Raw genomic sequence first — 16,464 nt, 5'->3', positions numbered from 1 at the left:
TACCTCCTATAAAATATTGAACCTGCATGGGGATGCAAAACATAACCTTGGAACATAAGACATCCTTCCAAGCCCAGTTCCATAACATACATTACCGAATACAAGATTTTCCACCTGACTAAAACCGGAAGGCAAATCAGAATAGTCTATGAAGTCATTCCATAGAAATTCACCCCCATCTCCCTTATACCATGAGAGCTTCAGCCAATCACCATCCGGATCGTTTTGAAGCAGCAATCTGAATTCAGTTGATGCTGACGGATATGTTCCATAATCCATTTTAACAATTGATGTTGGAGTGGTGCTGTTGTTGAATATTGCATATGCCGGATGATAGGTTCCTGAATCCAATGTGATTCCTATGAACAATCCTGAAAATGCAGTTTCTGCTGCTGGAACAGTGTATGTAAATCCTACACCTGAAAAAGCTCCGTTGTTGAAGTTTTCCATATCTCTACCATACATGACTAAATCAAACTTATCTGTTGGTAAAACAGAACCGGTATTGAATTGGCCCCATGCTACGGCAGTATTGCTGGTTTTGGCCTTTGATAAGGATTGCAGATACCAGTAGTCATTATCATTATATGTTGCCGGATTGTATTGGTTCCAGGAATATACGTCACATCCTGTAACTGCAACTCTGGTTCCGAGCTGGCCCTCCTTATACTCAGAATTTCTTTTCACAACAAAAGGAAGGGGATTTGACATGTCAGTGACTAATTTATTTATTGAATCATTGGTAGAATAGCTGTCTCCTATTGCTGTCCATTGGTTTCGCAGTATTGTCCTTAATGAGATTAATCTGCTGTTTAATTCCTGTTCGTTGGTCAAGATTTCTGAAAGGTCTGGAGGAGTGAAGGCCATGTCAATCAGCTCCCAAGTAATGTTAAGTTGGCTGATTGTGCAGCTGTTATTGTCCCTATCTGATTGTTGACGTTTTGAATGGCTGTAGCTATTGCACTGTTGACAACCACATTGGTATTGTCAGCTGTATCCAAAGTTGAAGTCACATTAACTGGACCTGCAGGGCCGGTTGCTCCGGTATCGCCTTTAGGTCCTTTCAGGTCTGAGAAGTATACGGTCTGCTCTGAATCCTCATCGCCAAAGACGATAAATCCGTGAGCTCTGTCTACAGTGATGTATGGTGAGAATCCGTCATCACCTGTCTCTCCTGTATCTCCTTTTATGTTTCCTACATTTACCCATGACATTATTTATCACCTTTATGAATTTTTAAAAAAAAAGGAAGTACGCACGGCACTTCCTTAATTTAGGGATTTAATGGATTTAGTTTATTGATAAACGTAAAGTTCACCATTTACAAGGTATGCATCTCCTGTTGTTCCGGTCGGATGTGCTGCAATTAGGTCAGCATAGCTAGGATAACTTCCTTTGATGATGGTGCTGTATCCCTGCGGACCCATATCACCAGTATCACCTTTCTCACCTGTCGCTCCAGTTGCGCCAGTAGCTCCAGTATCACCTGTGTCCCCTTTGTCTCCGGTTCTTCCAGTATCGCCTTTCGCTCCGGTTTCACCGGTAGCTCCGGTATCTCCCTTATCACCTGTTACACCTTGTGGACCTTGGTCTCCTGTTTCACCTTTATCACCAGTGGCACCGGTAGCGCCTGTTGCTCCGGTATCACCTTTGGCACCGGTGTCCCCTTTAAGACCTGTTGCACCGGACATGTCAGTGACGAAAGTGAATTCACTTGCCCCTTTAAGGTATAATTTTGCATTGTCAGGATCTTCCACTGTTGACTGGATAGCTACAAACATTCCTTCAGGAACATTGGCTGCATCGGCCTCCATGGCTTCAACGGATCCATATGTCTTATAGATTGAGAATGGATCTCCTTTCGCACCTGTTGCACCTGTTGCCCCAGTGTCTCCGGTAGCTCCAGTATCTCCAGTATCACCTTTATCACCAGTGGCACCGGTTGCTCCGGTATCACCTTTTTCACCTGTAGCGCCGGTAGCACCAGTTGCACCTACATCTCCAGTATCACCTTTATCACCGGTATCTCCTTTTTCACCGGTCAGGCCAGCTAACTGTTCTGGTGTGAAGTCTGAGTATTCAAACGCTTTACCTGTGTCTCCGGTGTCACCTTTATCACCAGTATCTCCTTTTGGTCCTTTTATTGTACCAACATTTGTCCATGCCATGTATAATACACCTCTTTTAATTTATTTTTAATCATTATGCCAAACGAATAGTTCTCCATCCACGAGGAAGGCATCACCCTCATTTGCAGTTGGATGGGCTGCTATAAGTTCTTCGAAAGTATCATAAGACCCGAGGATAACAGTAGCAGCACCCGTATCTCCGGTGTCTCCTTTCTCTCCTTTGCCTCCAAAACCTACCTGGAAGCAGTTCACATAGTTGTATTCATCTGAATCTGCTACAGGATGAAATGCCAGAAATTCTCCCGCATTGTCAACAATGGCTCCAGTCGGTGACAGTTTGATTCTGTCTCCTGCTTTAACATTAACGATTCCTGAAGCCAGTTTCAAGCGATAAAGTCCGCCCAATAGAAGTACGCTTCCTTTCCTATCTCCCCCAGTCATTACGACAGGTTCATTGACAAGAACGCCGACAGGAACTTCTGTATCGTCGCCTGTGTATTTCTTTAGACTTTCACGGCCTATTGCAGATTTGTCTGAAATACAAAGAATATCATCAACCATACACTTATTGGAATACTCATAGCCGAGATTACTGCCTGTCGGGGTCACTACATTATCGACTAATGTTTTTGTACCGTCATCCAGTATGAAAGTGGTAATCTCTTTTCTCTCTTCCAATAAAACAATTGTATCTGTCACATTATCACTTCAAATATATGATTTCCTTTTACACTTGGGTTACATTTAATATCACACCCGTTTCCACTAGCTAAATTGCAGAAATATAAATCTTCAGAGAGTACTGAATCATCAGGATAAGTTACAAACTTAAAATATGGATATTGAAGCTTTTCAAAGATATTGACTTTAATCAATGCAATTCCCAGTCCTCCACCTTTGACTTCAATCGGCCTTGGAATCTCATGAATCATTGTACGGCCTTTGATGCAGTTTTCATCGTTGAAGTCCTTTCCGAAAGTGAAGATTACTGTCTGATTGGTTTTTGTCCTCTTTCGATAATACCATCCAAGAGCAATATCTGATTTGCATTCCAGTAACCTGATTAATGTATCTTTTGGAAGCTGAATGTCTGAGTCAACCATAAGTACGTAATCATAGTTTCCAGCCATTGCATTTTTAGCTATCTGATTTCTGGCCTTGGCACAGTCATAGCCTGCAACATAATCAAAATAGAGATCATATCCTTCCGGTCTTTTTAAACCGTAAATGCTTTTGAAGCATTCCGGTTTGATGTTTTCAAAGGTTGGAACTGCAATCAGTATCTTCATTTTTCACTCTCCAGTTTTTCGACTCTGCTTTCCAAATCATCCAAATTAATCATATCCTCTTTTTGACATCTATACTCATACAAATCAATCATGGCCACAATAACAATAGCTAAAGCAAATGGTATCAGACCTTCGATTAAAGCATACTTTGTTGCATTGGTCATGATGATGTTGATAGCTACAGCTGTTAAAACGGCACTTGAAATTGTTTTGGTAAAGTTGCAGATAACAATCTTCTTTTTTAATTCGTTCATGATAACAATATCCTCCAAAGAATTTTATCTTTCTTCAGGGAAACCCAAAACTCTTTTAGCTTTCTGTTTTGCGTCTTCAACATCTCCTTCGCCCCTTATCCTGCTTGCATAATGACTGGCTATACCTAACACTATCATAAGGATACAGTAGGGAATTGTATTTTCTGTAATGCCTAGTGCCTCTGAGTATAACATGACGATTGGAATAGCTGTGACCAGAAATGAAGTCAATATGTCAATGTCCTTTCTGTTTTTCTCTAGAAATTCATAAATCATTCTTATTGTGCCTCCCAAGTAATTGAATAGTAAAGAATACCATCTTCAATTTTGAATTGAATTACAGGTTTGACAGCATAAGGATAGCCTGAATCGACGTATTTGGTTCCGTTCCAGTAGAACCAGTGCCCTGTTGACTGATCGATGTATGGTCCTTTGTTTTCAAGTGTTCCTACAAGCTTCCTTATGGTCATGGTTTTGCCTCACTATTATTTATTATATTTTTTATTATATAATTTATTATATATTTTATTATTTATTTTATATAAAATATACTTTTTCATCATCATCGCAACCGTCCCATTCCATGTATAGCTTGTTGTCTTCCCACACGAATCGGACGTTATTGATAATAGCTACATCCGGAAGCTCGCAGTATGTGACGCCGTCTGCATCCTTGACGTAATTGGCCTGAGCCATGATGTTTGATTCTGTAGGCACAATCATATTGACGACGTGTGTTATCTCATCCTGTTCGAAGCTACAGTCTGCAAGATCAATGCAGTTCTGGGATTCCGGATACATTTCAATTTCAGACATCTGGCGATAAACCCTGATGTATTCTACGTCTTCGTTTTCAGTTAAATTGACAATTGAAAGTAATCTTAAATCATGGCCATGAACTGGATTACATTCACCATCACTGTCAATGTAGATTCTTGTATTCGGCAATATGTCTGCAGGTGCGGGCCGTTTGAGTTTCAGTCTGAAGACATCACCAAGCACGGCCACAGTAACAAGAGTATGGCCTGAAGAACGAATCTGCACCTTGCCTAAAAGATATCCGAAAGCAAGTTCGCCCTCCTTGGCTTTTCTGACAACAGTATGTTCCATTGTTGATGACTCGTCCAGCGTTACCATTTCGCCTACTCCGCAGCGATTTGAGGAAATCCATGCAGTATGTTCCTCATTGACATATGTCCTTTTGCCCTCATCCAGAAGACAAGCAATTACATCCATTTTATCTGAATGTTCCAATCCTGTGGGATATCCACGGCCGTGTCCGATTGTTGAATCAAAATCATAATCTGTAATCATTTAAAACACCCAGTCCCAATTGTGATTAATTATTTTATCCGGAATGTGAAGTCCGGTATCATCCATTGTCTCGTCATTGGCATCCCACAGTAACGTTGAGCCTTTATATGCCTTTGGATATTCATGGCTTCCCTTGTATAACCGAATTCCAGTTTTAGATTTCTTTTCCGTTACTGTTATCTGTGGAATTGCATTAGCTGCCAGTATCGGTGATGGAAAGATTAATAGCCACTTTAAATCAACGTAATTGTATTCTTCGAATTCATCTGTTAAAAACCATGCCGGAGCAATCTCCACTTCATGGTAATTGTTGTCATAGATTTTGGTCGGGTTGTTCCTGTCAAAGCCTTCCAGATAATCTGAGTCACTGCTGAAGCCGTTTGATACCCTTCCATGGAAATGATATTGTTTATAATTGCCCTCATCATCACTTCCTGAAGCATAGGCATCATTTGAATTGACCTGCACCAATGTTTCAGAGCCCTTAAACATCAGGTAAGATTTCTGACCATCCCAATTCAAGGATGTGACTTTTAAATCCTCCTGATAAATGGTGAGATTTCCATCCATCTGCATCATGTTTGTTCCGGTTGTTGTTCCATGATATGTTGCATTATCATTGGTGTTGACACAGCCGTTGATTCTTTTGAATCTTGCAACAGTGACACGGTTATTTGATAAACTCACGCCAGAAGCGACTTTGGTAAATAGACTTGTCGGTGAACTTCCGTCGATGCTTGGAACGTATCTTGCCCTCAGGAATTTCCCGCCATCCGTTGAGTCATTGCTGATGCTTAAGCCTGAGTAACTCATGAAAAAGTCTTGGTATGTATCATGGTTTGCATCAAACATCAGCACTTCGCCGCCTGTTGTTAAAGTGCTTGAAAATGTTGTTGATCTGTTATGAACTTCCAATAATAGTTTTGTTGTCTGTGAGATTTTGCTGACAGGAATTCTGACAAGTATTGCTGCAGGTTGGGATCCATAGCTTGGAAGGTACAAAACTTTACATTCACTGTTGTTCCAGGTTTTAATCTTTAGATTTTTCAAGTCATTTCTGAATAAACTTGAATAAAAACTATTGGATAGTGAATCCAACAATATATAATCATAGTTGGATGAATAGCTACCACTTCTTAGAGTGTAATTATTAATTACAATATTGATTTGTAATTCTTCTTGCAATGTCATGATTAATATTTTATTATCCTTTTTATATAAATAATATAATAAAAATAGTAATATTATTAATCAGGACTATATCAGTACAACGTTTAAATATGGCCAAAAGATAAAATAAAAATGAAAAAAATAGAATATCATCATCTTTAAAAAATATATAAAATGCCAAAGACAGAATTTAACAAAGTTGATGGTTAAGAATGATTTATTCAAACTTAACGAACAAAAAAAGTAGTTGAAAAAATTAAATAGAAAATTACTTTATATTAATTAAAGATAAATTAAATTATAGAATTAAAAGGAGGCATGGTTTATGGGTAGAGTAAAGATTAATCCTGAAGCTTTAAAGTGGGCTAGAGAAGAAGCTGGTTATGATTATTCCAATTTACCTAATAAGATTAAACCAAAATTTGAAGAATGGGAATCTGGTAAGACTATGCCTACTTGGAAACAATTATGTGACATTAGTAAATATTTTAGACGACCTTCTGCATTCTTTTTTAGAAAAAATTTACCTGAACATTTAACATTAGATTTTATTGAATATCGGAAGTTAGATAATTTAGAATGTCAAATTAGGTCACCTAATTTAACCTTAGGTATACATGATGCAATTGCTAAAAGAGATATGTATATTGAATTATTGGATGATATGCATTATCCTAAAACTTCATTCTCAAAATTTAAATTAAATTCTAATAATGTTTATACATTGGCAAATCACATTAGAAATATATTAAATGTAGACTTAGAAGAGCAAAAATCATGGTTATATGTTAATAATAGAAAAAATACTAAACATTATAATTTCCTCAATCAATGGAAAGATAAACTTAGTGAAGAATTAGGAATTCTAATATTTGAAGTGCCAAGAGTTTCTTTAGATGAAATGAGAGCATTATGTATTTATTACGATGAATATCCTATTATTTTATTAAATAGTGCTGATTCTCCAAATGCAAGAATATTCTCATTATTCCATGAATTAACTCATTTATTATTAGGTGAAAGTGCAATTTGTGATGTTGATAAAAATAATTCTAAAGAATGGTTATGTAATTCCGTAGCAGCACAATTTTTAATTCCAAAAGAGGATTTATTAAATAAATCAATTGTTAAAAATAATATTTCAAAAGAATGGACAAATAAAGAGTTATGGGATTTATCTAATGAATATGGTGTTAGTAAACATTCAATATTACTTAGATTAATCAATTTAAATAAAGCTCATCAAGAATCCTATGATATTTTTAAAAGAGAATGGGATGAGGACTTCAAAAAGGAAAAAGACAAAAAATCAGGTGGAGGGGGGAGCCCTGTTCGTAATCAAGTTAAATATAATGGAAAATTATATTCTTCATTATTACTATCTGCTTATGAAGCAGGTATTTTGTCAGGTGTGGAGTTCTCACAAGGGATAGGTCTTAGATTAAAACATGTGAATGAGTTATCTGAACAATTATTTGGGTGATTATTAAATGGAAACTTATGTTTTTGATACTGATGTTATTATCAATTTAAAAAAGTTCAATCCCGCAGTATTTAAGTCATTATGGAATAATTTATACAACATGGTTGATAAAAACATCATTTATTCTGTTCCAGAAGTGCAGCTTGAAATATCAAGTATTGATGATTCTGTCAAAGAAAAATGGGACGAAATACATAATAATCTTGGTTTTTTTGTTGATTTATCTGAAAAAGATAATTCATTGGAATATTGGTCTGCAATGGAAGATTTAGAATCATTTGATATTTTTCAAAAACACGGAGAAAATAAAAAATATTGGGCAGATCCGTATCTGATTGCAGTAGGAATTGTTGATGGGAGTACAGTTGTCACAAACGAAACAGCTGACAAACATCCAAAACGTAAAATTCCTTTTGTATGTGAACAAATGGATGTAGAATGTTTTAATTTTGATGAATTTATGATTCTTCAAGGTTGGGAATGGTAATCGTCTTTAATTTTACCAACTAAAAAGTTATTTAAAAATTATAGCATTACTTAATGAACAAATTAATTTGTGAAAGATATCAACAATCTTTCACTAATTTAAAGTAATAAAAATACTTTTTATTTAATTGCTGAAAATTGATTTCTTGATAATGTTAACTTCATTATACTCATGTTATAAGCGAGCCAATTCGCCAGGCCGGAACCACGCCGAGTGAAACGAGGCGTGTGTGGAGGCCTGGTGTATAGAATTGGCGAGCATAGGTTATAGTGAGGAACCGACCCTTGCCGGTCGGTTCCGTTGGGTTAAGTTTATGAAAATGAGGGGAAGCGAACACATCAACACTCCCCCTGAACTAAACAACGAGCAATTCAATGAATAAATACTAGCTCCGGTGGAAAAAGCAAAAAACACCATCATAGCTAGATTCTTGTTCTGTTGAAACCCATGTCCTTTAGGATTTTATTGTATTCTTCACGAGTTGTAAATGAAGGTTTATCATCATCTCCGGTGCTGCCGGTTGATCCGGTTTCAATTACATCACCGGAGTTTTGGGGATTTCTTCCTCCAGGTGTTGAACCGTCATTACTGGCTTCGATTTTAATTCTTCTCTCGGCCAGTTTCTCCATAAGTTCCATATCAACATCCCCGGACAATAATTTATCGATTATCTCCTTGTCCTGCTGGTTTTCATTATAGTTGAAGTTGTATTTGGCTTCGTACTCTTTAATTTTCCTTTCGTTTTCATGTTTTCTGAGTTCAGATAATTCCTTTAGGATATCTTCCTTGTTTTCAATGAATTCCTTGTTCTCTTCAATAGCTTTTTTAATCTCATTGTATTTTTCAGATTCCTCTTTTAAGCTATTAATCTCATCCTGCAGTTTTCCGATTTCAGCATCCTTGCCCTGAAGTTTTTCCAGGAGCAGATTGGTTGCCACATTAACATCCTGATTTTCACTAGTAGGCGGCTGTGGTGCAGGTTCGGGATTTCCGGTTGCACCGGTCTCTCCGGTTTCTCCAGTCTCGCCGGTTATTTCTGAGTTCAGCAAAGTTATTTTTCTTGGGCTTTTGGTTACGCCAACATCTATTAAGCTCATAGTATCAATTCCAAATGTATCTCCGTTATCTTTAAGTAAAACATCCACTTTAGGTGACAGGCCTTTTCCTTTCATGTCCAGTTCGTCAGGAACTTCAATGAACAGCTTTCCCTTATCCTCCTCAAAAACAATGTTATTTCCAATGCCTATGTAAACCTTGTCATGTTCTGAGGTTAAAGGAATTCCGCCTCTGTAGTTTTCTGCAATCTGCTTTAGATCGTCTTCTGTCCATTTGACAGGTTTTGTAAGGCGATCATCCAAATCAGAATAGTCGTATAGTCCTACTTCAAAAAGTTCATGTTTCATGATTATCACATTTTATTATAAGATTTATTATATAATTTATTACTTATTTTATATAAACTTTTATTATATTTCAACACCGCTGTCACTGACAATCCTTTCACCGACCGGTTGTTCCTCTTCAAAGTTGGTTAAATAATTCTTGTAGATTTCATCACCTTCAGCTGTAAGTTCCATAATGTATCTTAAAACGTCATCCCTTGAATAGCTGAAATAGACATTCAATGTTTCGTCAATTCCCATAAGTTCCAGCTGCATGTTCAACAACATATTGCAGTACTTCAGCACCCATTTCTGGTCATTGGCCACATTAACGATGAACCCTGTGATTGCTGAGTCGTTAATGTATTCTGCAACATTCTGATTGGAACGTTCATTACCTGCCTGTGACTGAGGAGTTACAAAAGTTCTTAAAATGTTATTTCTGAAGATTTCAGTCTGTCTTGTATAGTCGGACTGGTAGTTGTTACCACCAAGAATTTTACTCTCAATACCTGGAGGCACAATAGCTACATTACTGTCAGCTGTAGTCCCGTAATCAGCGTATAAATTTTCTTTTGCAGTTGATGAGAGTTCCATGATATATGGCCTACCGTTTGCATCAAGTGATGGCTTGACTTCAATGATATTGTCCTTGTTGATTCTCTCAACCTGATTGCGTTCCAGATTGCACTTGTGGTAAATGTCATCAAGGCAATTCAGGATAATACTTTGAGCTTCGCCGTAAATCTCATTGTACATGAAGTTAATGACTTCGCCTGCTTCATACTTAACCGTTAATGTTCCCTCTTCCACACTTATGAAATTATTAAAATCTTCTGGAAATCCATTAACAACATCCTTAGGCATCTCATGAAGGTATAGCTGCACCTCATTGTCATCGTTGAATTCCTTTTTGAGGCCATAGCCGTGTGCACCTATTTCAAGAAATACCGGTTTAATGTATTTGCCGATTTTTTTATCCCAACGCTGAACCGGTTTGATTACCCCCTCACCGTCAACCATTCCGCCCTGCAGGATCTCTTTAGCCACCTGGCGGATGTCAATTCTGCGAGCCCATAATATCAAAGTCAATTTCTGTTCCTGTGAGAGTTTGTTATCCTTGTCCACAAGCACAATATTGACATTGGCCTTATCGATTCTGTTTTTCAAAATACCTGAAGTGTAGCCGTCAAGTTTAACGGCATAACGGGCATTAGCTATAGTTTTATTAATCACTGGTGGCAGCGCATCTGGCAAGTCAAGGCCAGTATTGATTCCATCAGTTCTTGGTTGCCTTTCATTTTCTCCCCAATAGCTACGCTTAGTATTATACTGTTCCACACGGTTATTCAATAATCTAGTTTAATAATCTAGTTTTAATATAATCAGCAATTCCCATAATAATCATTTCATATTTTTTATTATATTATTTATTATATTTTTTATATAAAATAAGTAATAAATTAATGGGATAAATATAGAAAAAAATAGATAAAAAATTAATATTGATAGCATCCAACACATATTAAAAAATGCCGAATGTTACCATTATTAATTTTCATAAGGTTATGAACCTTCTCCAACCTTATCAAGAATATCATAAAATTCTTTTTTCAATGCTTTCATCTCATCAAGTTCTTTTCTCATGTTTCCGACATCGGATCTTAATGATTCGTTTTCTTTTTCCATTTGAATGAACTGCGGAGATTTGATAGATAACTTTTCAACATCAGTGTTGATTGTTACTGCCGGTAGATGCTCAATATATTCAAATTTTAAATCTTCAGGATTTGTCAAGAAATATGCGGCATCGGTTTTGTTTTTGGCTTTGCCCTGTAAATCATTGACTTTGTCTATGCTCATACCATCATTATATAATGCGCTTGCATGGAATTTACGGAGCATATGTGTTCTGAATCTTCTATATGGACCTACCCTTCCTAGACCTAAAGTATCATTAATGTCTTCAAATAATCGCACCAGGTGTGTACGACTAATATCAAATAAGGGACATTCGTTAGTTAAAGGTTTATCACGTAACAATAGATATGCATTGATAGCTTTTACAGCTTCAGGACTACAGTATGTGAGATAATATTTGTTTGTTTTTTTCCTCAAAACACTGAAGGTTGGAACAACATCATCAACATCATTGAGATAGTCAATTACTTTAAAGATATCCATATTTCGACTTGGTAAATAATCAGACAAAGCATCAATGTAATCACCAACTGTCAAACTCAATGTTTCGGCTCTAGCACAACCACTAGAACAACCAAATAGTATAACAGCTTTCATCATAGGAGAAGCAATTTTAAAAGCTTCTCTTATTACTGCCTTATCTGGCAAATCTTTAAAGTATATAGGAGCTGATTTTTTAATAGCTTTTTCATTCACTTTAGGTAAATCCAATATTTCAATGTCATAGAATTTGTAAAAGAATTTAATGCAATTCATTTCTTTTTTAACACTGCTAAAAGCATAACCTTGCATTAAATGATGCCTAAACTCAACAAGTCTTGATTTTAAGCGACTATGTTTCCATTTTACTCCATTATTCTCATCTTCTTCTGCTTCAGCAAGAAAGTCTTTAAGTTCCATATCAAAATAGTCACAGTACTTTCTCAAAGCATGTACATAATTCAACGCTGTCCCCTTTGAATGGTTACAGGTTATTGACATATTTTTTAATAGCTCGTCATTCATCATACTAATCACTTCTATTTTTCATATGTATAATATCTTGAGAGAGAGCAGTTGAGAAGTAATAAGCATGCGAACAATATAAACTGTTCGTATAAAACAAAATTATATATAATAATAAATACGAAAATATTAACAATTCATATGATTTAATCAAATGAATAAAAACTTTTAAATGGTAGATTAAAATGAAAGCTAATGCACAAAAAATAGCTGATGGAGTATACTGGATCGGTGTACTCGATTGGGATTTAAGAACATACCACGGTTACACCTTAGACGGAACAACCTACAACGCATATTTAGTATTTGGAGAAGACAAAGTAGCACTTATTGATAACGCTTATCCTGGTAAAACCAAAGAAATGATGGCACGTATCGACGATGCTTTCGCTCAAGAAGGAAAAGAAGTTAAAGTTGACTACATTATTCAAAACCACGTTGAAAAAGATCACTCCGGTGTTTTAGTGGACTTACACAAAAGATTCCCAGAAGCACCAATTTACTGTACCGAAATCGCAGTGAAAGGTTTATTAAAACACTACCCTGCACTTGAAGGAGCAGAATTCATCACTGTAGGAACCGGAGATTCATTAGATGTTGGCGGAAGAACCTTAGCATTCTTAGATGCATTCTTATTACACTGGCCTGACAGCATGTTTACCTTACTTGCTGATGAAACCGGTATCTTATTCCCTAACGACGCATTCGGTCAGCACTTATGTTTCACCAAAAGATTCTCAGATGAAATCCCTGAAAACATTTTAATGGATGCAGCTCAGAAATTCTACGCAAACTTAATTACCCCACTTTCAAAATTAGTTCTCAAAAAACTAAATGAAGTAGTCGAATTAGGTTTACTTGATCAAATCAAAATGATTGCACCATCCCACGGTCAAATCTGGACCGACCCAATGCAAATTATCGGAGCTTACCAAAACTGGGCTACCGGTGTATGTGAAGACAAAATTACAATCATCTACGACACCATGCACTACTCTACCCAGCAAATGGCTCACGAAATTGCTGAAGGTGCAATGTCTGAAGGCTACGACGTAGAAATCTTCTTCTTACACGAAGACGAAAGATCCGAAATCGTCAAAAGTATCCTAACCAGTAAAGGAATTGCTGTTGGAGACCCAACAATCAACGATGTACCATACCCAAGTATCGGAGACATCATGTACTACCTTAAAGGATTACTCTTCAACAGAACAGGTATTGAAAGAAAAGCTGTTACCTTCGGTTCCATGGGTGGAAGAGGAGGAGCTCCTGCAAAACTCGCTGAAGAATTAGGTAACTGCGGATTCGACATTGTTGACACTCAGGAAATCTACTTTGTACCAACCGCTGATGAAGATGAAGCAAGCTACGAGTTAGGTAAAAAATTAGCTCAGGCATGTAAAGAATTATAAAGGTGATATTATGGTTAAATACGAACATGAAATCGGAATTACCAAAGGAACCCCTGTAGAAAAATTTGTTGCAGGAAACTTTGAAGGAGAAACCAACGAAGTAGGTATCTACTTAGCTATGTCCAGACAGGCTTCCCGTGAAGGCTATGGGGAATTAGCTGAAGTATTCAAAAGATTAGCTTGGGAAGAAGCTGAACACGCTGCAAGATTCTGTGAAATGAACGGAATCATCAAACCAACCCTCAAAGAAAACATCGAATGGATGATGGGTGGAGAAAAAATGGCTAACGCTGAAAAAAGAGAAGCTTCTGAAAAAGCTCAGGAAGCTGGAATCGAAACTGCAGCTGACTTTTTCCGTGAAAGTTCCAAAGACGAAGGTCGTCACTACAAAATCTTAGAAGGAATCCTAGAAAGATATTTCTAAATGAAAGAATATATTATTCTTTCTTCTTTTTTTTAATTTTAACCTATAAAAAACCAGCAACCAGACTGAATACAATTATCATTGCCATTACAACAGATAGAGAATTAACCAACGGTTTATATTGCTCTTCAGACAATTTATAGCTGAGCAGTATCTCAAGCATGTATCCTCCATCCAATGGTTTTAACGGAAGCAGATTAAACAGCCCGATTCCAAGGTTCAGCATTGCAACCCACTGGAATAGCTCTATCAGCTCAAATAAAATCCAAGGGACAGGACCTAAACTGTTATTTATCATCTCAAAATGCTTGATTGCCTGAATTCCAAAAAATCCTCTGGATTCATTGTTAGGATTTTTATCCAGTGTTAAAGTATAGCTGCCCTGATCAGTGTGAACCGTTACGTTATCTCCCGGCTTATATGAACTTACAACATCAACATAATCTTCAGAACTGTTTATTTTATGATTATCTACAGAATCCAAAATCATTCCTTCCTTTAAAATACCGTCAGAAGGTGAATCTGTAACTATTCTATCAATTGCTATTCCGTCTTCTGCAAAAAATGCAGGAATTCCTGCTGAAAAAAGTGACACCAAAAGCAATGCGATAAGCGCTGAAGAAATATTGGCAACAGAACCTGCCGCATAAACCCTTAGCCTTGAAGTTTTCTTTGCCTCTTTAAGTTCATCCTCATCAGGCTCTACAAATGCACCAGGAATGATTGCAAACAATAATAAACCGATTGATTTGATTGAAATCTTTTCTCCGACCGCCTGTACACCATGTGAAAACTCATGAACTACCAGTACAGTCGCCAGACCTATAAGACCATATACAAATGGAATGTAAATCGATGAGCCTGGCATTTCCACACCAGGAATGACTATGGAAACTGCAGGAGTATCGAATACTGACGGCAGTGAACTTACAAGCGTCCATGTAATAAATATCATAGCACCGAATGCAACAACGATTCCAAGATTCATGAACCATCTCCAGAATCTTGGTGAAAAATTAGAAATTCTGGATATCAGTCCCCTAAGCCTTTGAGTCTTCCACATTATCACAGGGAAGTTTATCTCAAAGCCGTGATTGGATAATCTTTCATGAAATATTCCTGCCAATATCCAGATGACAGCAAAAGCTATCAAATAATAATAAATACCATTCATTAAACTTACACTTCCTCTACCAAAGTAGTGAATCAAAGAAGACTACTTCAACCATATCGCCCTTCTGATATCCTTCATCATTTTCGTCTATGATGATATAGCTGTTCGCCTCAACCATTGACCTGATTATGCCAGAACCTCTGTTAAGCACATGTTTTGCATGTTCATTATCTGAAGCGGCACGTATGAAATCAGTTCTTCCCAGCTGTGAAGGAATCTTAAGCTGAGATTCCCTTAAAACAACATTGAATTCAAATGATCTTCCCTGCATTTCAAAGAGATACTTTCTTGCAAAAACGTCAAACTGTGACATTGCCGCAACAGGCTGGCCTGAAAATGTGAATACCATTTTGCCGTTGACAATACCGGCACCTGCAGGTTTTCCCGGCCTCATTGCAACACCATGGAAGAGTATTTCACCAATCTCATCTATAACATCCAATACGACATCCCCTTTACTGATTGCTGTACCGCCGGTTGTCATGAGAACGTCATATTCGGCTGATGCTTCAAGAATTGCCTGTTTTACCTCATCAAAAGAATCTCCTGCATGTGTAATATCACATACTGCACCGGAATCTTCAATCATTGCCTTAATTGTAAACTGATTTGAGTTGATGATTTTTGCATCATCAATTTCCTCTTTTGTAGGCTCTACAAGCTCATTTCCTGTGATAATGAGTTTGACTTTAGGTTTTTTGTAAACTTTAACTTTATCATAACCTGCTGAAGCAATCAAACCCAGTTCCTGATATCTGATAAAAGTATTTTTATCAAGGATTTTCTGGCCTTTTTTGATATCCTCTGATTTTGGAGAGACATTTTCACCTGGAGTGACCTGAGAGTAAATTGTTAAATCATCCCCGTCTTCGGTAGTGTATTCCTTCATCAAAACAGCATTTGCTCCTTCTGGAATCGGTGCTCCAGTTGCTATTACAATAGCTTCACCGTTTTTAACTGTTTTTGTTGAAAAATCACCTGCGCCGATTGCATCTATAATCTTAAATTCTTTAGGAGCTGACTGGCCCGCTCCAAATGTGTCTTCCGCAATTAATGCAAATCCATCCATTGCAGATTTATCAAAAGGAGGTGAGTCATGAAATGCCATTATGTCTTCTGCAAGAACTCTTTTGTGAGCATCGTAAATTGATATCTCTTCTATGTCTGTTAATTTCTGATTGTCATGTATTAGCTTTGAAGCATTTTTTACTGAATCCAATTTAGACAAGAACATGTTTAA

Annotated in this window: 18 protein-coding genes; 4 read left to right on the top strand and 14 right to left on the bottom strand. The window is 37.0% G+C overall.

Features of this window, described 5'->3' with window-relative positions; all coding sequences use genetic code 11:
* Positions 1-6 precede the first annotated feature (6 nt).
* The 9 genes from QZN33_RS09045 to QZN33_RS09005 all read right to left on the bottom strand — a co-directional run bounded on the left by QZN33_RS09045 (position 7) and on the right by QZN33_RS09005 (position 6,177).
* Positions 7-867 (bottom strand): hypothetical protein, encoded by an 861-nt coding sequence (locus QZN33_RS09045; RefSeq protein ID WP_296791323.1) that lies wholly within the window; start codon positions 865-867, stop codon positions 7-9.
* Positions 868-872: 5 nt separating this feature from the next.
* Positions 873-1,214, bottom strand: coding sequence for a hypothetical protein (locus QZN33_RS09040; protein WP_296791320.1), 342 nt, complete (start codon positions 1,212-1,214; stop codon positions 873-875).
* 81 nt (positions 1,215-1,295) lie between these two features.
* Positions 1,296-2,168 carry a hypothetical protein gene (locus QZN33_RS09035; protein ID WP_296791317.1) on the bottom strand — a complete coding sequence of 291 codons (873 nt, stop codon included), beginning with the start codon at positions 2,166-2,168 and terminating at the stop codon, positions 1,296-1,298.
* Positions 2,169-2,195: 27 nt separating this feature from the next.
* Positions 2,196-2,828: a hypothetical protein gene (locus QZN33_RS09030; protein ID WP_296791314.1), complete on the bottom strand. Its 633-nt coding sequence runs from the start codon at positions 2,826-2,828 to the stop codon at positions 2,196-2,198.
* Positions 2,825-3,418: a hypothetical protein gene (locus tag QZN33_RS09025; protein ID WP_296791311.1), complete on the bottom strand. Its 594-nt coding sequence runs from the start codon at positions 3,416-3,418 to the stop codon at positions 2,825-2,827. Before QZN33_RS09025 ends, QZN33_RS09030 begins: the two co-directional genes overlap by 4 nt.
* Positions 3,415-3,672 carry a hypothetical protein gene (locus QZN33_RS09020; RefSeq protein ID WP_296791307.1) on the bottom strand — a complete coding sequence of 86 codons (258 nt, stop codon included), beginning with the start codon at positions 3,670-3,672 and terminating at the stop codon, positions 3,415-3,417. The genes QZN33_RS09025 and QZN33_RS09020 overlap by 4 nt, the downstream gene beginning before the upstream one ends.
* A gap of 278 nt (positions 3,673-3,950) precedes the next feature.
* A complete protein-coding gene (locus QZN33_RS09015; protein ID WP_296791304.1) occupies positions 3,951-4,142 on the bottom strand; it encodes a hypothetical protein in 192 nt (63 codons plus the stop codon).
* A 67-nt stretch (positions 4,143-4,209) separates the two neighbouring features.
* The gene (locus QZN33_RS09010; RefSeq protein ID WP_296791299.1) at positions 4,210-4,986 is read right to left on the bottom strand and encodes a hypothetical protein; all 777 of its coding nucleotides are present in this window, start codon (positions 4,984-4,986) and stop codon (positions 4,210-4,212) included.
* Entirely contained in the window at positions 4,987-6,177 is a 1,191-nt protein-coding gene (locus QZN33_RS09005; RefSeq protein WP_296791296.1) for a hypothetical protein, read from the bottom strand.
* Between the two features lie 304 nt (positions 6,178-6,481).
* On the opposite strand from QZN33_RS09005, the gene QZN33_RS09000 reads away from it, so the two are divergent.
* Positions 6,482-7,639, top strand: a complete 1,158-nt coding sequence (locus QZN33_RS09000; RefSeq protein WP_296791294.1) for an ImmA/IrrE family metallo-endopeptidase — start codon at positions 6,482-6,484, stop codon at positions 7,637-7,639.
* A 7-nt stretch (positions 7,640-7,646) separates the two neighbouring features.
* Positions 7,647-8,126: a DUF4411 family protein gene (locus QZN33_RS08995; RefSeq protein WP_296791291.1), complete on the top strand. Its 480-nt coding sequence runs from the start codon at positions 7,647-7,649 to the stop codon at positions 8,124-8,126.
* A 422-nt stretch (positions 8,127-8,548) separates the two neighbouring features.
* Here QZN33_RS08995 and QZN33_RS08990 read toward each other — a convergent pair whose 3' ends face one another.
* The 3 genes from QZN33_RS08990 to QZN33_RS08980 all read right to left on the bottom strand — a co-directional run bounded on the left by QZN33_RS08990 (position 8,549) and on the right by QZN33_RS08980 (position 12,109).
* A complete protein-coding gene (locus QZN33_RS08990) occupies positions 8,549-9,529 on the bottom strand; it encodes a hypothetical protein (RefSeq protein WP_296791288.1) in 981 nt (326 codons plus the stop codon).
* Between the two features lie 63 nt (positions 9,530-9,592).
* Entirely contained in the window at positions 9,593-10,849 is a 1,257-nt protein-coding gene (locus QZN33_RS08985; RefSeq protein WP_296791285.1) for a hypothetical protein, read from the bottom strand.
* Positions 10,850-11,074: 225 nt separating this feature from the next.
* The gene (locus tag QZN33_RS08980; protein WP_394347056.1) at positions 11,075-12,109 is read right to left on the bottom strand and encodes a site-specific integrase; all 1,035 of its coding nucleotides are present in this window, start codon (positions 12,107-12,109) and stop codon (positions 11,075-11,077) included.
* 290 nt (positions 12,110-12,399) lie between these two features.
* Here QZN33_RS08980 and QZN33_RS08975 point away from each other — a divergent pair, with 290 nt between their 5' ends.
* Entirely contained in the window at positions 12,400-13,626 is a 1,227-nt protein-coding gene (locus QZN33_RS08975) for an FprA family A-type flavoprotein (protein ID WP_296791280.1), read from the top strand.
* Between the two features lie 10 nt (positions 13,627-13,636).
* Positions 13,637-14,050, top strand: a complete 414-nt coding sequence (locus tag QZN33_RS08970; RefSeq protein ID WP_292743010.1) for a ferritin family protein — start codon at positions 13,637-13,639, stop codon at positions 14,048-14,050.
* A gap of 43 nt (positions 14,051-14,093) precedes the next feature.
* On the opposite strand, the gene QZN33_RS08965 is transcribed toward QZN33_RS08970, so the two are convergent.
* Together QZN33_RS08965 and glp are read right to left on the bottom strand one after the other, a co-directional pair.
* Entirely contained in the window at positions 14,094-15,224 is a 1,131-nt protein-coding gene (locus tag QZN33_RS08965) for a site-2 protease family protein (protein WP_296791276.1), read from the bottom strand.
* Positions 15,225-15,240: 16 nt separating this feature from the next.
* On the bottom strand, positions 15,241-16,458 hold the full coding sequence (gene glp, locus QZN33_RS08960) for a gephyrin-like molybdotransferase Glp (RefSeq protein WP_296791273.1): 1,218 nt from the start codon (positions 16,456-16,458) through the stop codon (positions 15,241-15,243).
* Positions 16,459-16,464: the final 6 nt, after the last annotated feature.

This window comes from uncultured Methanobrevibacter sp. (assembly GCF_900314615.1).
GTDB lineage: Archaea > Methanobacteriota > Methanobacteria > Methanobacteriales > Methanobacteriaceae > Methanocatella.
Note: the sequence above shows the minus strand (reverse complement) of the source record. Positions and strands in the feature narration are given on the sequence as shown.